Below are 18,840 nucleotides of genomic sequence, written 5' to 3'. Positions count from 1 at the left end.
AGTAGCCAGGAATCAACAATCGCTAATGCACTGAAATTGTTTCGACTTCCGTCTATCTAAGGGCGACCGAACGAGTGACACTGTTGATCTTCTTTATGCTGGCGCATTCGCAAACAAATCGGACTAACTTCCCACCAGATAACAAAGACATGAAAATTGCAAGCAGACTTATTTTAGTTTCACTATTATGGACAAGTTGCAACAGAGAGAAAGAGGACATTGTATTTGGTTCAAATAACGGAAACTTAATAAATATTAGTGGCAAGCAGATTTATTATGAAGAATATGGACAGGGAACTCCTCTGCTATTGCTTTCGGGTGGTGGGATTGACAGGAGTATAAGAGACTTTGGAAAATGCATCCCAAACCTTTCAAAACATTATAGAGTCATCGCACCCGATACGCCAGGGCAAGGCAGGTCGGAGCAAACCGATAGTTTAAGCTATGACTTACTGACAGATTTTATCTCTCAGCTGATCGACTCTTTGGACATAGATAGTGCTTACGTAATGGGCTGGAGTGATGGTGGAATCGTTAGTCTTCTTTTGGCTGATAGAAGGGCTGATAAGATAAAAAAGGCAATTGCTGTCGGGGCAAACAATGGGATGAGAGGATTTGCACTGCCAGAGGGATATCACCTTGATTCAGTTAAACCTCCCTCGTTGCAATACTGGGCTACACAGAATAAGGAAGCTATTGAATGGTATAACACTTTGACTCCAAAAAAGGACTGGAAAAAAGCGTTCAACAATATGAACAGGATGGTGTATGCCAAAGAATATTTTCCGTTAAATGTCTATAGCAACATAAAGATTCCTGTTATGATCGTGCTCGGAGACAGAGATATGATTTCCCTGGATCATGGACAGGAGATGCACCGCCTGATAAAGAATAGTCAATATTGTGTTTTACCAAACACGACACACGAGGTATTTACTGAGAGACCTTACATGATGAATCAGGTTGCGATTGATTTTTTTAAGTGAGCTTGTTGACTATGCCTGTTTATGCATTCGTTTTGACGCCCGCTTCTTATCACACTTTCCCACCGCTAACCGATCACCCGCTTGTCCTTTGCTACATACTGTGCAAACGCCAACAAAGCGCCGGTGACCATGATATTCCGGAAGAAATTCACCATCTCCAGTTCTGCTGCAGGACCGCCCATTGAATCCATTGCGGAACCGGAACCCATAGCACGGGGCAAGTGTACGAGGAAAGCCATGAGCAATACATAGAGTGCCATCAGCACATACGCCAGCTTATCGTAGCGATGCGAAACCGCACTTATAATGAATAGAACAATGCATACAAGCGTAAAGTAATTCCAAAACAAGGGAAAAGGAATGTACGCAGGCACAAACGATGCGCCGACTTCAGGTTTGCCCAGGTGCAGTGCTACGTAAAGCAGGAAAGAAAGCGGGAAGATATACCTCCCCGCCGCTAGTATTCGATTCATATAAAGCAGTTTAATTTGTTGGAAAAGGTATTATTGGTCGAATTTCAACCGAACTCTGCGGGTACTTTAAAATCGGACAGCTTTTGCTCCACTCTTCTGCTTCAGCGTGGCTATCGGCTTTACAAATAAGATAGCCTGACACAAGTACGCTGCCTTCTTCTTTGTGAGGTCCACTGTTTACGCCGTGGTTTGTTACCAAAGACGCATTATATTCAATGGGAGCAGTATGCACCAGCTTCCCCTGCATGGCAATGCTACCAATCCAGGCTTGCCAAAGGGGCAGATCTTCTGCCATGTCTTGCGAAGTAGCCAGGTAACCATTTGTGCCACTGGCGTTGCGGAATAATAACAGGTACTCTTTCATGTTTTAAAAATTAAAGGATGAATAATGATGTAAATTTCATCCCAATAATTTCCATGAACGATGACAAAAGTCGATGTTTTAAAGCCTCGCCTTTAGCCGGCTAAATACGTCTTTGTTAATGCCGAGGTAAGAGGCAATGAGTTTACTGGAAAGACGGGTCATGAGCTCAGGGCGATATTGCATCACCCATTTTATTCTGTCCAGGGCGGTCAGCGATACAAAGGAGTTGAGCCGGTAAACCGAGTTGGCATAAGATGCCTCGAGAATTTGCTTGTACACTTTGTCAAATTGTGGAACATTTTGCATTAAGGTTTGAAAAGATGTGCGGTCGATGGCGCAAAGATCGGATGGCTCCACCGCCCGTATGTTTTCAGTTGCGGGCTTTCCGCTGCCAAACGACATCAGTTCCGAACACCAGTTGTTTTCAAGAACAATATCCCTGGTGGTTTCATTGCCGCCGGCATCTGTCCCATACACTTGCAGGCACCCATTGGCGATGAAATACACGGAGCGGCAAACGTTTCCTTCACGCAATAGCAACTCAGTCCGTTTGACTTTCACCGGTTTAAAATGAGAGAGAACGACGTCTAATTCTTCCACGTCTGTTCCTAAACGATTCAAAAGATGCTGTCGGAGGCTTTCAATCATAAGCAGATTATCGGGTTAGTGAAAAAATCAAAATGCGATTTCGCCAAAGCTGTCAGTTGATCACTAAAATCTTTTCTTATCTAATGTTAAGCAAAACAGCTTTGAGGCAAGATAGTTTTGGTAAAAATTAATTACGATGAAAACGATCTTACAACTGGAAGAAGCTGCAATGACAGCTATTGGCCTTTACTTTCTTTCTCAACACTCACTCGGCCTTCCCGTATGGCTTTGGGCCATTCTCTTTTTTGCACCCGACATCAGTATGCTGGGCTACCTGGTGAACGCCAGGGCGGGTGCCTTTGGCTACAACCTGTTTCATCACAAAGGAATTGCCTTTCTGCTGATAACCATAGGCTATCTCGTGAACCTGGAAGTACTGTTGTCAATAGGCATACTCTTGTTTGCCCATGCTTCTTTTGACCGCATCTGGGGTTATGGATTGAAGTATGCTTCCGGCTTCAAGCACACGCATTTAGGCAGTCTCAATTGATGAAGCCTACCTTTCGGTGATCCGTTTTCGGATACGGCTCATGCTCACCGGCGTAATACCCAGGTAATTGGCGACGTACTGCTGCGGTATCTGTTCAATGATCTTTTTCTTGTTACCGCTGAGTAAATCACGGTAGCGTTCTTCCGGACTTTGAATCAGGAGGCTGACCATTCGCTCCTCCAATCCAATCGCAATGTATTCCGCTATCAACCGGCCAAAGGTTTGCCAGGCATGGCTTTGTTTATATAGGTGGAGAAGTGCTGCATAAGGAAAAGACAACACCTCGCCATCGGTCAACGCCTCTATGGTTAATTGGGAAGGCTGACCCGTAATGCAACTGACATAAGCGCACATCAGATCAGCGGGAAAATAAAAATAGGTGGTTTTTTCCTCACCGTCTTTGGAATAATACTGCCGGAAGCTGCCACTGACAACAAAAGCCACTTCACCGGTGCGCTTCCCTTCGGTTGCAAAGCAATCGTATTTTTTCAGTTCTTTCAATTCTACCTCGGAGGCTAACAGGTTCCAATCAGCCTCAGGGATTTTCACATAGCGTTCTACGACTTGCCTGAAATGCTGTATTGGATCAATAAGTTCCATGCTGAGAAACATTTATGCAAAATTCGATGTAACGCTTCATCATTGACTAAGCAAAAAATAAAAAGGCAAATCATCGCCTGCGTTCTCCTGCGCCACTGGAAAAAAAAGATACCAAAGAAAGAAATGATAAAGAAGCGGCACGTCGCTTTCGCCTCCCCGTATGCGAACACCGGGTGCAGCACCATCGGTTGAAAGACCGTAAGCGAGTATAGGCTTTCTTTCTTGTTCGAGCGACCATTCAGCGAGCGGGTTGTTCCACACCTTCAGTTCCAACTGCTGGTCAAACGCTTTTACCTCCAGCCGGTTACTGTACCATTTTTTTGGACCAGCGTTGAGCAGCATCTTCCTGGTTTGCACATCTTCTATTTCCAGGCCTGATTTCCAGAAACCAGTCCGCCTGATGACAAACTTTTCGTTACCCAAAGAACAGGCGGCGGGTTGTGACGTCGATGCGTAGTCGATGGTCATCTCACCAGCTTGTTTGCCTGCGTTTAACAGGCTAAAACTAAAAGAGTCCCGTTTTTTCCATTGCATATGATGTGTGATTGATATGCGCAGTCATTATTTTTTTGGACGGAAAAGCGAACCCACTATTTCATATGGGCCTTTCACCTCCCCCCAACCCCATTGGGGAATAACGTCTTCCTCCGTCGTGGGATTTTCCGCCAGTTGAGAATTGATCAGCGCCACCCGGGTACCCCACTCAATATGGCCTACAAATACAGAACGAAACTCGGGGTCATCGGGAAGTCCAATTTTATCTGCACTTTGCAAGAGCAGCTCTACCCAACGTTTTCGTTGCGTTTCCTGTAGCTTTTTGCCAATGTGCTTGCCCACCATACGGCGCAGGGCTTCATCACCAAACTCGTTGCTATAGTACTTCGGCCCCATGAACACTTCTGCTAAAAAATGTGCTACGTGCCGCGAATGCTCTGCTGCCATGTGTCGAAAGACTGGCTCCAGTAATTCATCCTGTAGCACTTTGTTGTAAAAGACTTCAGTGAGACGTTCAAATTTTTCTACGCCTCCAGCGTAAGCATACGGTGTTGGGATGGGCGTCGATCGTTCTGTTTTCATGCGTCTATGATTACTGGTTTCTTAAACTGAGAAATCACACATTTACTCACCGTAACATCACTGCACCGATTTTGTCAACCTTTTGCCGGATAAATTACAATCAGCCCGTAATATTGTTGTTGAAAAAAGTTGGTGTTCTGAACTTATTGCAGTTGGCACCTAGATGGAAAAGTAGAATGTAAAGTTGCGGAGCACCCTTTACGCGATGTAAATCACTTTTAAAGTAGAGTGATTCAATTAATAGCCCCACCCACAACTGTAATTTTTTTTGGGAGACTATAACATGTTTTGATCTGCATCCGTCAAATGCCCGTCAGGACTTTCTAAAAATGGATCATACCAATCGGCTTTTCGTTTGGCCCATTCCGGCTACGAAAGCGTCTGTCCCGGAGCAGGAATTAAGCGGGGGAGACTGACATGTTGCTGGTCTATTGCTACAACATTCATAGAAGGTATGGAGAGTGAAGAACTAAGCCATTAACTACTCTTAATCGTTAAAGAAATTTAAAGTGCTGTGCCAATCACACCACCACAAACGAAATCCTCAGGTTACGGCAAACAATTTCGCCAACCATAAAGAAAGCGGCAACAACAACACAATCAGCAAAGCCAAATACAAACTGCCAAAAGCGGCAGCCCATGCTGCATTCATCATAATCAATGCAATGACGCCGGCTTTGACAGCTTTTCCAATAAATGGCGCGACAGGTTCGTGGATCGCTCTTTTTAAAGGAGGGAAAATCATTAACATAAACGGAAGCAAAAAGACGGACACAAATAAAGTGCGATTATTGGATGCACCAACCAGCAGAATGGCAGCAATTACTGTAACATACAAAGCCACTGCACCATACAATGTACTTCTTTTTCCTCCATGCACCTCTCCACGGCTAACCATCGTTATCGCAGCAATATAAACCACAGGTACAAAGCCCAGCCACCAGAAATTGTACAAGGCATCCGGCAGAACGCTAATGCCTAAAAGCAAATTCAGACCCCTGCATAAACCCATGTTTAACGGACCCAGAAAGGAATAATGCTTCCCCCATCGATCATATACAACTGACGCAAAGGCGATTGTGATTGCCAATATGGTTGACGGAGAAGAAATGCCTTGCGGGTGAACAAAATATGCGTGCAGAATGCCCGCAAAAAGTAATAACGTCGCAAATAACGCAGCGGTTTCTTTTTTAATTAAACCGCTGGGAATAGGCCTTTCCGGACGTTCAACCTTGTCCAGCTCTGCATCAAATACATCATTAAAAACTACACCACCACCGTACAGGCCCACAGTCGAAATGACCAACAGAACAACCGGCCGCAAGTCTGCCCCTTGCCAGCTTTGATCAGAGATATAACCTGAAATAGCAACGCCGGCAAGAATATCGGAAATGGCGGTAACAATGTTCGCCAACCGCATCAGGCGGAGCATACCGATAATTTTTTGCACTCTCACTTATCGAATGATCATTGAATCTTTATCCACTCTTGGTTGTTGTCCGCCGCGCAAAACGGTGTTGCCTTCAAACTTCCGGCTTTGATCAATTTGCTTCACAGCAGCAAAATCGGCTTCAGCCAGTTGTCCGCTTTGGCTAAAAGCCGTTATGGCGTTTTGATACGTTACCAGGCGAATGGCTTCGTCACTGATGCCGCGCTCCTTCATTAAAGCGGCCGTTTTGGGCACAGCCAGTGGATCGCTAATGCCCCAGTCGGCCGCGGAATTGACCATAATGCGTTCGGCACCGTATTGCTTTACAATTTCCACCATCCGTTCGTTGCCCATTTTGGTAAAGGGATAGATGGTGAACGCCGCCCAGAAACCCCGATCCAGCACTTCTTTTACGGTTTCTTCGTTGTTGTGGTCAACGATCACCGTGGAAGGGTCCAGGCCATGCTCAAGCGAAATGTCCATGCTACGGGTGGTACCACGCTTCTTGTCACGATGCGGGGTATGAATTTGAACGGGCAGTGCCGCCTCCTTTGCCAGTTCCAACTGCAGACGGTAATACTTTTCTTCTGCGGCAGTCTGGTCATCAAACCCAATCTCGCCTACACCGACCACGCCTTCTTTGTAAATGAACAGGGGCAGTATTTCCATGACCTGTTCGGCCAGGGCTTCGTTATTGGCTTCACGTGAATTCAAACCAATGGTGCAATAATGCCGGATGCCAAACTGAGAAGAACGGAAACGCTCCCAGCCAACCAGGCTGCTGTAATAATCGCGGAAGCTATCCACACCTGTGCGGGGCTGACCTAACCAGAATGCCGGCTCGATTAGTCCGACAATGCCGGCATCAGCCATGGCCTGGTAATCATCCGTGGTGCGGGATGTCATGTGGACATGCGGGTCAAAAAAGGTCATGCCTTTGATGCTTTCTCTGTTAAAAGTTGTTTCTGTGCGGGTTCGCGATTTATCATCCGCTATGTTATGACTGCAACACATAATATGAAGATAGTTGATGAGTTAAGAATGAATCAGCGTCGCTTTCTCTGCAATGGTATCCCACGTTAGTTCACCTGCCTCGATAGCCGATTTGAGTTCAGCGTTATTATTTAAAATATCTTTTGCCGGCGGGAAACTGCTGTCCCGGCAAGCCAATGCTGCCGCCTCCCGTTCAACGGTGCTGTTAGAATTCGCGAGCCGTTCGAAGTCCGGCAAAATCTTTTCATTGATAAACCGGCCTACACAGCGCCACAACTGCGGATTGACCACCCGATGGGCAGACCAGCGCTCATTTGCATAATCGGAAAGAATGTTTGCCAGTTCCTGGTTGGCACGGCTGTCTAAACCAATGATCTGTTGAATGGGTTTGTCTGTAAAAAAGGCCTTTAAGACCAACTGGTTCCAGGCCGCTTCGCTCAGGTTTGCGGCCGGATAAGGGTTGTTGCACATAATGGCTTCCAACACATCTCCAATGTTGCTGCGAATGCCTTCGGCACAGCGCTTCGTCCACATAGCCGGATAGGCCAGAACAGGCAAGGCAGAATAAAGTGCCACCAATTCATGCATCTCGGCAGCCAGGAAAAGGTTTTCAATTGCGCGGAAATAGCCTTCTTTTTCGGTTGCATTCAATTGCAACAGCAGCCATACCCTGGACAGTCGGTCGATCGACCACCCCTGGATGGATAAACCGGGGCGGGCAGCCTGCACAGCCTGTTGCTGTTCTTCTGTAAAATGAATAACAGCTTTACCCGTTTTCCTTGACATTATCGCGAATACCGCATTTAAACCAGGAGTAGTCACCGGCGAACCTTTCTCCTCCATCCATTTCCATATATCTGCTGAAGCGTTTTGCCTGATAATGGCTGCAAGCACCGTCTTTAAATCTTCAAACCGATAATGAAACATATTGCATCCTTATCTTGCTGAACAAAAATTTTGGAAGTAATGAAATTAATTCACTAACAAGGTAAGCACAATTTGTTTTCAACATTTTTCTTTTATTTAGGCAAATCCTTTTTTATGCTGTTGCTTTCCATTCTGAACGTCATTTTCTCTATTTCCTTTGCCGGCTTTGCTTATCTCAATCTGAATGACAAAGATTCATGGGTTTGGGTGCCCATTTATATGGCGGCCGCTGTGCTCTGTGGTCTTGCTGCGTTCAAACAGTTTTATCCGGCCATATACATTCCGCTGATAGGTTTTTACCTGATTTATGCCGTGTTTCTTTTCTTTACCAAAGATGGCGTGCGGGACTGGATCACAAAATACAGGATGCAGCACCTTGCCACGACCATGCAGGCCACCAAACCCTATATTGAAAAGACCAGGGAGTTCTTCGGCTTGCTGATCATTAGTGGTGCCCTCATTATCAATTTTCTGGTGAGTCACTACAGCCGTTAATTGTTTTTCAGTGCCTTGCATTCAAAAAAAGGCAGTATTGCTTCCGTTTGATTGCCTTTTCTTTTTTGTCCAGCGCTTTTACGCCTTTAATTACTGAGATGTTTCCGGATAATTAATTACTGAGATGTTTCCAGATAATGCCGTAAATATCCGTAGCAACAATATCTTTTTGAGACGATGGCAAATCTGTCATTAATACGGGGTGAAAAGATTTATCAGCCAGCAGGCTTCCATGCGAGCCTTTTACCAGTGTGGCATCCAGCGGAATCACATCCATCAAATAACGGAGGCCGGCCTTCTTTCGCAGGAGTTTGTACGCAGCACGGGCTTTCGAAGTCATGAATAATTCCACGGGATCATAACCCGGTTTTTTGTGAATGTCGACCACCCGTGCATAATCCGGGGCTTTAGCATCATCGAGCCAGAAATAATAGGTAAACCAGCTCTTTTCATCTGCCATCAACACCAGGTCTCCAGCCCTTTCGTGATCCAGGTGATATTTCTTTTGTGCCTCACGATCTAACACAAGCGCAATACCCGGAAGGCCTTCCACCAGTTTCCGTACCTGCGAAGCAACGGAGCGGTCATTAAAATAGATATGTGCCACCTGGTGATCGGCTACGGCAAAGGCCCTGGATGCACCTACATCCAGCAATTCCAGGCCACGCTCTACACGTATACCCAATAAACCATTTTCACGAAGAAGGCGATTGATATGAATGGGCCTGTCAACATTTGTAATGCCGTATTCTGACAACAAAATGATGCGTGCTCCCGTCCTGGAATAATGGTTTACCAACTGCTTTACAACATTGTCGATCTCGTTCAGGTCTTTGCTGATCTTCGAAAAGTCATACCCATACTTCTGTAAACAATAATCCAGGTGCGGGAGGTAGATCAGCGTCAGTGTAGGGTTGTATTTGTTATCCGTGTACACCGAAGCATCGGCGATCCATTGCGTGGAGGTGATGTCCGCACCCGGACCCCAGAATTTGAACAGGGGAAACTGACCCAGTTCTTTTTGCAGTTCATCCCGCAACTCCGCAGGCGATGAATAGCAATCAGGCATTTTACGGCCATCAGCCAGGTAATTGGGACGTGGCGTTACCGAAATTTCTGCGCTGGAATACATGTTGTACCACCAAAACATTGTCGACGTGGTAAATCTGGGATCGATGCTTTTTGCACGATCCCAGATTTTTTCGGCCTGTACGAGGTGGTTTGATTGCTTCCAGAATTTTACTTCGCAATCCGTCCGGTCGTACCAACCATTGCCAACAATGCCATGACCGGCTGGCCATTCGCCCGTGATGTAAGTTGACTGAACTGAGGTTGTCACAGCCGGCAGCATCGGTGCGATGGTTTGCAAACCTTTCATCGCTGCATAATTCTTCAAAAAAGGTGTGTGTTCCGTAATCAGCGAAGAGGACAATCCCACAATATCAATTACAACAGTTTTATGCATGATTGTTTGCTTCAACAGCCGCTTCTTGTTTCAATAAATTCTGAACAAATTCCAGTTCCCTTACGATGGATTTATTGATCGGTAGCCGCATGTCTTCCGGCAGCACTTCCCAGGTGTAGGTTTCCACTTCGAGATGTGAGGTGAAGGGTTGTTGCTTCTGCATGGCCAGCACCTGCTCAATATCTTTTTGCGTGGATTGCAATACACCATAGCTTTCTACGAACAGGGGCACATGAAAATGAGCCCGCCATTCCGTGGTCGCATCATTTTTTGCATCCGCCAACGCATCGGGTAGATCGGCATAACGCTTCAAACTTCCATTCTGCTGCCTGGCGACAACCTGGTGCAAGTACACTGGTTCATTAAATTGCTGAAAGGCCTGTATAACCGCTGCTCTTTGTTCTGTGTTTCCTGGGAACACGGCTTTTAACGCTGCACTGATTTGTATCTTGCCGACTTTTATTCCCATTGCCTGCAACTGCTGTAGGGTTGTGCCATGGTCTTCGTAACCCACGGCAAAATGACAAACATCATAGCATAATTGCACATGATCTTTCAGGGCAGCGGTCGCCTCTTCCTGGCTATATTGGAATTTGTCTTGGAGGTAAGATAACCCTAATGGCAAAAGGTGCTGTGCATACCAGTCAAAGAAAGCCTTCCCTTCGCCCAATAAACCGTCTGGCTCCGGCTCTATATCCAGATGGATCAGTTTCCCCGTTGTTCGACGGATTGCTATCAATTGCTCAACAACCTGCAAAAGATGAAGCGTGGCTTTTTCAATAACTCCCTGCAGATCTTCGCCTGTATGCCAGAAGCAGTATGATAAGGGTGATGTGGAGATACCCCCTTCCGTTTCTTCGGGCAAAAGGCGCGCGAGAATTTGTGCCAGGCGGATGGTGTACTGCACTCGTTCAACAGTGGTCCAATCCGGCGCATGTACCTTATCTTTTACGACGGTGTGATGAAAGCCACCATAGGGAAAACCGTTCATCGTGAACACATAGCAATCCTGCGTCTTCAACCATTGTTGAAATGCAATGAGTGTGTCTTCACTCTGAAGCTCCAGGCTTGCGGTATTGGCCAGGCGCAACCCAATGCCAAATGGTTGACCAGGTGATGTTCGTTCTTTGATAAAAGGAATGTGCTGTTGCAACTGGGCAAAATGATCATTCCAGCTTTCACCGGGATGAATGTTGCTGCAATAGCTCAGGTGTCCATAAGGAGTTTTCATACGTTACGTAAGTTTATATAGGCTTTCAGCCAATCGCTTGCTTCGTGCAAGATCCGCACATCCAGTTCATGCACTTCTTCGCCCGTACCGATGGCTGTCAACAACATGATGGTCAATTTGCCGCCCAGGTGCTCACGGAATTCATTCAATCCTTTCAGCACCGGGCTTTGTTCATTGTCAATCTGCATCAGCGGATGCGTCACCGCAAAACCCAGAGTGTAAAGCAGGCTCACGATTCTCCGGGCATCTCCCTCAGCTAACCGGCCCGAGAGAAAGGAATAAATACTATCCAGTGCGATGCCCATTGCCACCGCTTCGCCGTGACGGATGGTGAAATGGGAAAGCTGTTCTGTTTTATGCGCACTCCAATGACCAAAGTCGAGTGGACGGGAAGAGCCCGATTCAAACGGGTCGCCCCCGGCAATGTGCTCCAGGTGCAGTTGTGCGCAGCGCCTGATCAGGTATTGCATGGCAGTCATATCGCGATTAACCAGCGCCTGTGCATTTTCTTCCATCCAAACAAAGAATTCTTTGTCTTTGATGAGTGCCACTTTTACGGCCTCTGACATGCCCGAACGCCATTCTTCATCCGACAAGGTTGTCAAAAAATGAAAATCATTAAACACAGCGACAGGCGGTGCAAAAGTACCCAGGAAGTTTTTCTTGCCAAAGTAGTTGATACCGTTTTTCACACCAATACCCGAATCGTTTTGTGACAAGACGGTCGTCGGGATGCGGATGTGCCGTATCCCGCGGTGCGACACGGCTGCAGCGTAACCTACAAGGTCGAGAACGGAGCCGCCGCCAATGGCTACAATGTAGGATTGGCGGTCAATGCCCTGGGTGTTCACGGCATCAATGATCCTGTAAAAAAGCGCTTCATTGTTTTTTGTGTTCTCGCCACCCGGCAGGAGCAGAATTTCTCCGGCCAGGATAAACCCCTTTTCATCCTTACAATAAGTGTTGATTTGCTCTTCCAGATTCGGGTGAGACGCTGCAACGCCTTCGTCAATGACAAACAACAGCTTTTTGGTGGTATCTGTCTTCTGACCATGTAAAAAGTTCCGGAAAACGGGATTGGTGGCAGCAAACAAATGTTCTGTAAAAAATACTTTATATTCAAACCGGACACTGAATGTTTGCTGTAAATAATCCACCCCGGGCTTCACGACTGCATGAGTATTAGGCACAAAATTCATTGAAATTAAAGAAACGGGTTTTCTGGTTTTAAGCGTTAACTGCACCACTTCAAAATGCCTGGTCATCCGCTATTTTGCCGTTATGGCCATCAATAAAGGCGAAGATAAATTACAGCGGCGAAATACATGGTAAATCTTACTCATTCACTTTACTTCTCAATGGCCCATGCCTTTTCTCAACTGTTCGTGGATTCATCGTAAGCGAAACCTGCTCTTTGCTTGCAATAGAGCAATGAGTGATTGATCGAACTTGAAGTTCGGTCTGATAACCGTCGTATATCATTTACAATTAATAGGTAGGGGAATAGTATTATTGGAATAGCTGGACGAGGCGTTTTTAATTATGGTAGATGACTAACAAAGCTGCAAAAGCGCTTCTTTTCCGAAGAAATTATCTATTCCAGGAAAAATGAAGCCTTTCGAACCGGGAAGGTTGATTCGCTCTTTCCCGACCAACCTTAATTCATATCCATCTTCTGCTATCTATTTTTCTTTTTCTCAATTAAAGTACTACCGCACTTAGGACATAGGCCGTCTTTGCTAAGTGCTACTTCAGGATGCATGGGGCAAGTGTAGGCTTTAGTTACCTCAGCTTTCATCTGCTCCTTTGAAGATAGATTCATTTTTCGTCCACATTTCGGACACTTCCTGGGGTCATGGCTTGTCACGTCCATATGCACCGGACAAATATAGCTTTTAACCACTTCTGCCTTCATTTGTTCTTTCGAAGAACGATTCAATTGCGTCCCACACTTAGAACATTTTCCGGCTACATGATTAACTACATCCGGATGGTTGGGGCAGGTGTAGTATTCTTTTTGGTGAGTCGTATCAGTTTTTCCGGCTTTTGATTGGGCGAAAAGGCCAGTCGAGGCAAAGAATATTATTATGATTAGCGGGATAATGGCTCTCATTTCTGCGTTTTTTATATGAGCCGAAAGTAGTCCCTTCATTCCTGCTGGATTCTGAGATTCGTCATAACGATGCATGATTTTTAACACAGCGGACTCGAGCCAACACGTTATGATTTAACTTTCAACAAACTTGCATTGATAGCTACAACAACTGTACTTACACTCATTAAAACAGCGCCGGCAGCAGGGCTCAACAATATTCCCATCTTATATAAAACGCCTGCCGCGAGAGGCAAGGCCACAACATTGTAACCTGTTGCCCATATCAAATTCTGAATCATTTTTCGATAAGTCGCTTTTCCAAATAAGATGAGATTTACAATATCTTTTGGGTTGCTATTGACTAAAACTATACCTGCTGTCTCGGCTGCTATATCACTGCCACTACCAACAGCGATGCCAATATCCGCGATGGCCAAGGCAGGCGCATCGTTTACACCATCACCAGTCATAGCCACAAATTCTCCTTTAGCTTGCAGTTCTTTTATCTTCTCCAATTTTTGATGCGGCAGTACCTCTGCAAAAAAATTTTCCATTCCCAATCTTTTACTAACACTTGCCGCTACTTTACTATTGTCACCTGTGAGCAATATCGATTTAATGTTATTTTCACGCAATGTTTTAACAGCTTCTGCCGATTCAGGTCTTATCTCATCCGACAATGCAATGTATCCTGCCAACTCATTATTCAGCATTAAAAAAACTACTGTTTCCGTGTCATCCGCCGTAAAGCCTTCGGGAACGGTGATATTATTTTCCTTCAAATATCCCGGACTAACAACCAATACTTTCTTGCCTTCCACTATTGCTTCAACGCCCTTACCTGTAATGGCCTTGAAATTTTCAGTTGCGGGTATAGTGATCGCTAATTCCTTTACTTTTTGCAGGATCCCCGTGGCAATAGGATGTTCTGATTTTTGTTCCAGTGCTGAGGCAATGCGAATAATTTCATTTTCATCAACGCCTTCCTGCAGAGAAACGATCTTTGACACTTCAAATTTTCCTACTGTAAGGGTACCGGTTTTGTCAAATACAATGGTGGTTATTTTCCTGGCATTTTCAAATGCGGTTCTGTTCTTGATGAGCAACCCATTTTTTGCAGATAAAGCTGTAGATTTTGCAACGACAAGTGGCACTGCCAGTCCCAAAGCATGTGGGCAGCAAATAACAATTACTGTCACCATCCTTTCCATCGCAAAAGCCAGGGTTTGGCCTGTTAGGTACCAATATAAAAATGTACCAATGCCAGCAATAAGTGCTATTCCCGTTAGCCACCTTGCAGCCGTATCTGCCAGTAACTGTGTTTTTGATTTTGACTTTTGTGCATCATCAACGAGTTTAATTACCTGCGAGAGATAGGAATCTTTAGCCCCGTGAGATACCTTAACTTTAATTGAACCATTTCCATTTATAGAACCCGCAATTACTTTATCTCCTTTTCCTTTTTCCACCGGCCTGGACTCACCCGTAAGCATGGATTCATTCAAATAACTTTCCCCTTCAGTTATGATGCCATCGGCTGCTACTTTCTCTCCCGGCTTGATTAATATAACATCATTTCCTTTGAGGCTTTCAGTTTTTACATCCGTTACTTTTTCACCCTCTACCAGGTGAGCGTCATCTGGCATTAACTCAACCAATAATTCCAGTTCCCTGGAAGCGCCGGCCACTGATTTCATTTCAATCCAATGCCCCAACAGCATAATAAGGATAAGTGTTGCCAGTTCCCAAAAAAAGTCCATGCCCCGTAATCCAAACACTATTGCTGCACTGTAGATGTACGCAATGGAAATCGCAAAGCCAACCAGGGTCATCATGCCGGGGTTTTCCACTCTTATTTCCCCAACAAGACCTTTCAGAAACGGCCAGCCTCCGTAGAAGAAAACAATGGAGGCTAAAACAAGTAATACATATTTCGAGCCCGGAAAACTGATTTGGATATTCAACCAATGCTGAATCATTTCTGATAATAACATAATGGGAATAGTTAAGACCAGCACTACGTAAAAACGTTTTTTAAAATCAGCAATACCTGATGTATGGGAAGTATGGGTGGCTCCATCTTTTGGCTTAGTCAGAGGGACTAAAGTCATACCACACAAGGGACATTTGCCAGGGGAATCCTGAACAATTTGGGGATGCATTGGGCAGGTATATCGCTGAAAACTATACGAGGTTTTATCCCGATGAGCATTTATGGCAATATCCTTCTTAGTATCTGAATGAATGTTGTGGCCGGCGTGAGCGGTCGGTGGTTTACTACTAGTATCCTTGTGAGTCGAAGTTGAATTATCACCTTCGCTTTTTACAAGTACTAACGTCATTCCACATTTAGGACAATTACCCGGGCGGTCCTGAAGAATCTCAGGATGCATGGGGCAGGTATATTTTTGTTGATGTTGGTGTTCCATTTGTTTTTCTATTTATGAATCCGTGAGGAATTAATTCGAATGCCCAGAGGCTAGAAAAGAAAACAGAAGCGAATATTCTACAACACCCTTTTAAACACCAGTTCCCATACCGCCCTCCACTATGGTATGAGATTCTTAATTATTTCCAGACTTTTAGGATCGTCCCATTCCCGGGAACCCGCTTCAGAAAAATGAAGATTGCCATCTACGTCAAATATCATCGTAGTTGGCAAGGCTTTAATACCTATGTCTTCCCCGTTCCCAATCACCGCAAAATTGAAATCATACTTGCTTCTATCTTTAAACGCAATTATCTCATCTGATCCTTCTGAGGACGCTAGTATAAAAACAACTTCATTTTTAGCAAAAACCTTTGACGCCCGGTCGATGGAAGGCATTTCCTGGAGACAGGGCCGACACCAGGTTGCCCAAAAATTTAGAAAAATTACTTTACCCTTAAAGTCCCGCAGATCAATACGGTCTCCCTTCAAATCTGTTAAGTAAACACTGTCAATAAATTTACTTTGAGGAATCACGACGTCTTGCTTCTTACCGGTATCACCAGCGCAGGCACATAACACACTAAGATAGATAAAAGAAAACCTGGTAATAATTTTCATCCGGACTGTAATTTAATAACAGAATTCTGGTCAATTCATCAAAGGGTTGATCGGCGGCTTCTTTACCGCAATGATGTAATTACCTGCAACAATCATTATGCTCTATTTTATTACAACAGGAAAAGATATCTTGATTTTTTCCCAGGCAACAGCAATGTTACCTTCTTTATCCTTCCCTGTGTCGATAAAATATTGGAGTCTCTCTGTATGACTGTTTTTCGAAGGCTTAACTTTTAACCTTACCAGATCCTCCTTCTCGTCATATTCTGAAGCAAGGTGTTGTTTCCACCTTGAATTTAATATGACCGTCCATTCTTTTTCACCCGGGATCGTGAAGAACGCATATTTACCGGCCGGAATTTCTTTGCCACCGATAATGAATGCCCTGGGCACTTCAAGCGTGGTAGCATCATGTGCCCCGGTAACCCATACTTCCTCATATGGAACTAATCCACCCCAGACAATTCTCTTTCTAACGCCCGGGGAATGGTATGAGATTTTTAAAGAATCTCCCCCGATCTTGCCAACAGCCATTGACTTGATACTTTTCTTGCTGGTGTCTTTGATCAGGTTAGGGTTGTAGCAGACCTCTGAGGTCTGCGCAACGACCGTGTTCGAACCGGTGACAATAAACGTGACAATAATCATCGACTTGATGTATCCTTTAACTGTCCACATGCTGCTTGATTGTTTTAATAGTGAATTATTTAATCGTCTCTTTTACTTCCCCACAGGTAAGCATTTTATCACCGAAATAAGGATTCCTGATTTCCTTTTTAGAACTTACCCAATATGCACCCTTGTCATTCATTGCCATTGGGCAGAAATCAACATAGAGTTCACCGGAAGACATTCCAGATTTTTTTACTAATGCAATGAAATCATTGCTGAGTGTTGAATAAGCTTTGCGTTGACCTTCGATATCAGCTGCATTGGTAATTTTGGCCGCTGTAGCTGCTATTGAAGTTCCCCCGGTCAATTCCCTGGCTCCTGCCTCAATGGCATTGCTCGCAATTTTCGCTTCTGCTGCATCGTTATTTACCAGCGCAGTAGTCAAATGAACATAGTGTTGATATATGGCATTCAGTTTATCATCCTTTACATTAACTGATGCGGTTGTATTGGACGAAGAATCAGCACCTACGTGATCCGCATGCGCACTGGTATCCTTTGCATTTGCTGTAGTATTGTCAGTACTACTTTCACCGCAGGAAATAATTAAGACGGAAGCAAAAACAGGAATCGTAATTTTCAAGAACGTTCTCATAATTATCATTTTTAAGTTTTGAAGAATGTTTAATGGTTATGGGCGGCCATGGGATGGGCACCCTTTTTTAGAATATACTCGCTGAATAAAAGATAAGACCCGGTAACTACAACCTCCTCCCCTTGTTCTATACCTTTTGTTATCTCAACGGAATTGTTGTCTTCCATACCGGTCTCTACCATTCTCGGCTCAAACTTACCTTCCCCGGTTGCTATCCATACATGACTGCCTTTACCATCTCTTATAACAGCATCGACAGGCAAGGTCAACACGTTGCCCTTGGTTTTGACAGGCAACAGGATACTTGCTTGTAAACCTGCCTGCCATTGATTGTTGACATTAGGGATAGTGCCGCGCACCTGCAATAGCTGCGTTCCGCTTTGAAGCGAAGGATTAATAAACTGCACAACCATATTCTGCGGTTCATTTTCCCAGCCTGACACTATAACCTGCAGACGCTGGCCAATGCTGACTGCACCCGCTTCAGCAGGGTAAATATCCGCTTCTACCCACAGTTCATTATAACCCTCCAGTCTCATTATAGATCCGCCTTCTATGACATATTGGCCTTCAGTTACCAAAATTTCTGCAACCACACCGGACACCGTAGCTGAGTAAGTAACATAAGGCACTGCTTCTTGTGTCTCGACTAATTTGTTAATCTGTAAAGTACTTTGATCATACAATAACAACTTCTGACGCGCGGCCTTCTCGATCTGCACAAATCGTTCGTCTGTTGGGAACTGTTTTACCTGCGCCGCTGCAACCAGGTATTCCTGTTGAAGCGTTGCCAATTGCTCGGAATAGATCCTGTACAGAGGCTGACCCTTGCTTACCCGAACACCTGTTTCTTTCACGTACAGATTTTCGATGCGACCTGCAACACGACTGGATACATACGCAGACTGTTGCGGATCGGTATTGAGGCGCCCATTTAAGAGCTTAGAGTTGGTGAGCGCTGCACTACCCACTGTAACAGTTGAAACATTTGCCAGTGTTATCTGGCTTTCACTCAAAGTAAGAAAGGCGTCCTTATTGTTTTTGTCGAACAGTACGAGGTCCATTCCGCAAATCGGGCAAGTTCCTGGCTTATCCTGCACAATTTGCGGATGCATGGAGCAGGTATAAGTTTGTTTCTTTTCTTCCGCATTGGTGATTGTCTTGTTTTCTTCGCAGGCTGCAAGAAAAATTGAAGTTCCCACCAACAAATAAAGCATTAACCTTCTTGTTATTCTTTGTAGCATAATCTGG

General features: G+C 44.9%; 21 protein-coding genes. 3 read left to right on the top strand and 18 right to left on the bottom strand.

The window, feature by feature from the left end; all coding sequences use genetic code 11:
* Nucleotides 1-149: 149 nt before the first annotated feature.
* The gene (locus ACX0G7_RS13610) at nucleotides 150-986 is read left to right on the top strand and encodes an alpha/beta fold hydrolase (RefSeq protein ID WP_458924034.1); all 837 of its coding nucleotides are present in this window, start codon (nucleotides 150-152) and stop codon (nucleotides 984-986) included.
* 65 nt (nucleotides 987-1,051) lie between these two features.
* Here ACX0G7_RS13610 and ACX0G7_RS13605 read toward each other — a convergent pair whose 3' ends face one another.
* From ACX0G7_RS13605 to ACX0G7_RS13595, 3 genes are all read right to left on the bottom strand, one after another.
* Nucleotides 1,052-1,459 (bottom strand): hypothetical protein, encoded by a 408-nt coding sequence (locus ACX0G7_RS13605; protein ID WP_458924033.1) that lies wholly within the window; start codon nucleotides 1,457-1,459, stop codon nucleotides 1,052-1,054.
* A gap of 10 nt (nucleotides 1,460-1,469) precedes the next feature.
* The gene (locus tag ACX0G7_RS13600; protein ID WP_458924032.1) at nucleotides 1,470-1,823 is read right to left on the bottom strand and encodes a YciI family protein; all 354 of its coding nucleotides are present in this window, start codon (nucleotides 1,821-1,823) and stop codon (nucleotides 1,470-1,472) included.
* Between the two features lie 78 nt (nucleotides 1,824-1,901).
* The gene (locus ACX0G7_RS13595) at nucleotides 1,902-2,471 is read right to left on the bottom strand and encodes a Crp/Fnr family transcriptional regulator (protein ID WP_458924031.1); all 570 of its coding nucleotides are present in this window, start codon (nucleotides 2,469-2,471) and stop codon (nucleotides 1,902-1,904) included.
* Between the two features lie 136 nt (nucleotides 2,472-2,607).
* Between ACX0G7_RS13595 and ACX0G7_RS13590 the strand changes: the two genes are divergently transcribed.
* On the top strand, nucleotides 2,608-2,961 hold the full coding sequence (locus ACX0G7_RS13590; RefSeq protein WP_458924030.1) for a DUF4260 domain-containing protein: 354 nt from the start codon (nucleotides 2,608-2,610) through the stop codon (nucleotides 2,959-2,961).
* A gap of 6 nt (nucleotides 2,962-2,967) precedes the next feature.
* On the opposite strand, the gene ACX0G7_RS13585 is transcribed toward ACX0G7_RS13590, so the two are convergent.
* From ACX0G7_RS13585 to ACX0G7_RS13560, 6 genes are all read right to left on the bottom strand, one after another.
* Nucleotides 2,968-3,561 (bottom strand): Crp/Fnr family transcriptional regulator, encoded by a 594-nt coding sequence (locus ACX0G7_RS13585; protein WP_458924029.1) that lies wholly within the window; start codon nucleotides 3,559-3,561, stop codon nucleotides 2,968-2,970.
* 39 nt (nucleotides 3,562-3,600) lie between these two features.
* Complete coding sequence (locus tag ACX0G7_RS13580) at nucleotides 3,601-4,095, bottom strand: hypothetical protein (RefSeq protein WP_458924028.1); 495 nt, start codon at nucleotides 4,093-4,095, stop codon at nucleotides 3,601-3,603.
* Between the two features lie 27 nt (nucleotides 4,096-4,122).
* On the bottom strand, nucleotides 4,123-4,638 hold the full coding sequence (locus ACX0G7_RS13575) for a group II truncated hemoglobin (protein WP_458924027.1): 516 nt from the start codon (nucleotides 4,636-4,638) through the stop codon (nucleotides 4,123-4,125).
* A 544-nt stretch (nucleotides 4,639-5,182) separates the two neighbouring features.
* Nucleotides 5,183-6,070 carry a UbiA-like protein EboC gene (gene eboC / locus ACX0G7_RS13570; protein ID WP_458924026.1) on the bottom strand — a complete coding sequence of 296 codons (888 nt, stop codon included), beginning with the start codon at nucleotides 6,068-6,070 and terminating at the stop codon, nucleotides 5,183-5,185.
* Between the two features lie 24 nt (nucleotides 6,071-6,094).
* Nucleotides 6,095-7,000: a TatD family hydrolase gene (locus tag ACX0G7_RS13565; protein WP_458924025.1), complete on the bottom strand. Its 906-nt coding sequence runs from the start codon at nucleotides 6,998-7,000 to the stop codon at nucleotides 6,095-6,097.
* 102 nt (nucleotides 7,001-7,102) lie between these two features.
* Nucleotides 7,103-7,987, bottom strand: a complete 885-nt coding sequence (locus ACX0G7_RS13560) for an EboA domain-containing protein (protein ID WP_458924024.1) — start codon at nucleotides 7,985-7,987, stop codon at nucleotides 7,103-7,105.
* A gap of 114 nt (nucleotides 7,988-8,101) precedes the next feature.
* Between ACX0G7_RS13560 and ACX0G7_RS13555 the strand changes: the two genes are divergently transcribed.
* Nucleotides 8,102-8,482, top strand: coding sequence for a transmembrane 220 family protein (locus ACX0G7_RS13555; protein ID WP_458924023.1), 381 nt, complete (start codon nucleotides 8,102-8,104; stop codon nucleotides 8,480-8,482).
* A gap of 112 nt (nucleotides 8,483-8,594) precedes the next feature.
* Here ACX0G7_RS13555 and ACX0G7_RS13550 read toward each other — a convergent pair whose 3' ends face one another.
* The 9 genes from ACX0G7_RS13550 to ACX0G7_RS13510 all read right to left on the bottom strand — a co-directional run bounded on the left by ACX0G7_RS13550 (nucleotide 8,595) and on the right by ACX0G7_RS13510 (nucleotide 18,833).
* Nucleotides 8,595-9,947 carry an alkaline phosphatase family protein gene (locus tag ACX0G7_RS13550; RefSeq protein WP_458924022.1) on the bottom strand — a complete coding sequence of 451 codons (1,353 nt, stop codon included), beginning with the start codon at nucleotides 9,945-9,947 and terminating at the stop codon, nucleotides 8,595-8,597.
* Nucleotides 9,940-11,178 carry a metabolite traffic protein EboE gene (gene eboE, locus ACX0G7_RS13545; RefSeq protein WP_458924021.1) on the bottom strand — a complete coding sequence of 413 codons (1,239 nt, stop codon included), beginning with the start codon at nucleotides 11,176-11,178 and terminating at the stop codon, nucleotides 9,940-9,942. The genes ACX0G7_RS13550 and eboE overlap by 8 nt, the downstream gene beginning before the upstream one ends.
* The gene (locus ACX0G7_RS13540) at nucleotides 11,175-12,443 is read right to left on the bottom strand and encodes a 3-dehydroquinate synthase (RefSeq protein ID WP_458924020.1); all 1,269 of its coding nucleotides are present in this window, start codon (nucleotides 12,441-12,443) and stop codon (nucleotides 11,175-11,177) included. The genes eboE and ACX0G7_RS13540 overlap by 4 nt, the downstream gene beginning before the upstream one ends.
* 413 nt (nucleotides 12,444-12,856) lie before the next feature.
* Nucleotides 12,857-13,291: a heavy metal-binding domain-containing protein gene (locus tag ACX0G7_RS13535; RefSeq protein ID WP_458924019.1), complete on the bottom strand. Its 435-nt coding sequence runs from the start codon at nucleotides 13,289-13,291 to the stop codon at nucleotides 12,857-12,859.
* A 107-nt stretch (nucleotides 13,292-13,398) separates the two neighbouring features.
* Nucleotides 13,399-15,702, bottom strand: a complete 2,304-nt coding sequence (locus ACX0G7_RS13530; protein ID WP_458924018.1) for a copper-translocating P-type ATPase — start codon at nucleotides 15,700-15,702, stop codon at nucleotides 13,399-13,401.
* 119 nt (nucleotides 15,703-15,821) lie between these two features.
* Nucleotides 15,822-16,322 carry a TlpA family protein disulfide reductase gene (locus ACX0G7_RS13525; protein ID WP_458924017.1) on the bottom strand — a complete coding sequence of 167 codons (501 nt, stop codon included), beginning with the start codon at nucleotides 16,320-16,322 and terminating at the stop codon, nucleotides 15,822-15,824.
* A gap of 102 nt (nucleotides 16,323-16,424) precedes the next feature.
* Entirely contained in the window at nucleotides 16,425-17,000 is a 576-nt protein-coding gene (locus ACX0G7_RS13520) for a DUF2911 domain-containing protein (protein ID WP_458924016.1), read from the bottom strand.
* Nucleotides 17,001-17,025: 25 nt separating this feature from the next.
* Nucleotides 17,026-17,589 (bottom strand): DUF3347 domain-containing protein, encoded by a 564-nt coding sequence (locus ACX0G7_RS13515; RefSeq protein ID WP_458924015.1) that lies wholly within the window; start codon nucleotides 17,587-17,589, stop codon nucleotides 17,026-17,028.
* Nucleotides 17,590-17,618: 29 nt separating this feature from the next.
* Nucleotides 17,619-18,833, bottom strand: coding sequence for an efflux RND transporter periplasmic adaptor subunit (locus ACX0G7_RS13510; protein WP_458924014.1), 1,215 nt, complete (start codon nucleotides 18,831-18,833; stop codon nucleotides 17,619-17,621).
* Nucleotides 18,834-18,840 lie beyond the last annotated feature (7 nt).

The sequence above is a fragment of the Flavitalea antarctica genome (assembly GCF_054461535.1).
Note: the sequence above shows the minus strand (reverse complement) of the source record. Positions and strands in the feature narration are given on the sequence as shown.

Coding starts and splice junctions, on each gene's coding strand:
- ACX0G7_RS13610 (WP_458924034.1), top strand. CDS start 150: ATGAAAATTGCAAGCAGACTTATTTTAGTTTCACTATTATGGACAAGT.
- ACX0G7_RS13605 (WP_458924033.1), bottom strand. CDS start 1,459: ATGAATCGAATACTAGCGGCGGGGAGGTATATCTTCCCGCTTTCTTTC.
- ACX0G7_RS13600 (WP_458924032.1), bottom strand. CDS start 1,823: ATGAAAGAGTACCTGTTATTATTCCGCAACGCCAGTGGCACAAATGGT.
- ACX0G7_RS13595 (WP_458924031.1), bottom strand. CDS start 2,471: ATGATTGAAAGCCTCCGACAGCATCTTTTGAATCGTTTAGGAACAGAC.
- ACX0G7_RS13590 (WP_458924030.1), top strand. CDS start 2,608: ATGAAAACGATCTTACAACTGGAAGAAGCTGCAATGACAGCTATTGGC.
- ACX0G7_RS13585 (WP_458924029.1), bottom strand. CDS start 3,561: ATGGAACTTATTGATCCAATACAGCATTTCAGGCAAGTCGTAGAACGC.
- ACX0G7_RS13580 (WP_458924028.1), bottom strand. CDS start 4,095: ATGCAATGGAAAAAACGGGACTCTTTTAGTTTTAGCCTGTTAAACGCA.
- ACX0G7_RS13575 (WP_458924027.1), bottom strand. CDS start 4,638: ATGAAAACAGAACGATCGACGCCCATCCCAACACCGTATGCTTACGCT.
- eboC (WP_458924026.1), bottom strand. CDS start 6,070: ATGCTCCGCCTGATGCGGTTGGCGAACATTGTTACCGCCATTTCCGAT.
- ACX0G7_RS13565 (WP_458924025.1), bottom strand. CDS start 7,000: ATGACCTTTTTTGACCCGCATGTCCACATGACATCCCGCACCACGGAT.
- ACX0G7_RS13560 (WP_458924024.1), bottom strand. CDS start 7,987: ATGTTTCATTATCGGTTTGAAGATTTAAAGACGGTGCTTGCAGCCATT.
- ACX0G7_RS13555 (WP_458924023.1), top strand. CDS start 8,102: ATGCTGTTGCTTTCCATTCTGAACGTCATTTTCTCTATTTCCTTTGCC.
- ACX0G7_RS13550 (WP_458924022.1), bottom strand. CDS start 9,947: ATGCATAAAACTGTTGTAATTGATATTGTGGGATTGTCCTCTTCGCTG.
- eboE (WP_458924021.1), bottom strand. CDS start 11,178: ATGAAAACTCCTTATGGACACCTGAGCTATTGCAGCAACATTCATCCC.
- ACX0G7_RS13540 (WP_458924020.1), bottom strand. CDS start 12,443: ATGACCAGGCATTTTGAAGTGGTGCAGTTAACGCTTAAAACCAGAAAA.
- ACX0G7_RS13535 (WP_458924019.1), bottom strand. CDS start 13,291: ATGAGAGCCATTATCCCGCTAATCATAATAATATTCTTTGCCTCGACT.
- ACX0G7_RS13530 (WP_458924018.1), bottom strand. CDS start 15,702: ATGGAACACCAACATCAACAAAAATATACCTGCCCCATGCATCCTGAG.
- ACX0G7_RS13525 (WP_458924017.1), bottom strand. CDS start 16,322: ATGAAAATTATTACCAGGTTTTCTTTTATCTATCTTAGTGTGTTATGT.
- ACX0G7_RS13520 (WP_458924016.1), bottom strand. CDS start 17,000: ATGTGGACAGTTAAAGGATACATCAAGTCGATGATTATTGTCACGTTT.
- ACX0G7_RS13515 (WP_458924015.1), bottom strand. CDS start 17,589: ATGAGAACGTTCTTGAAAATTACGATTCCTGTTTTTGCTTCCGTCTTA.
- ACX0G7_RS13510 (WP_458924014.1), bottom strand. CDS start 18,833: ATGCTACAAAGAATAACAAGAAGGTTAATGCTTTATTTGTTGGTGGGA.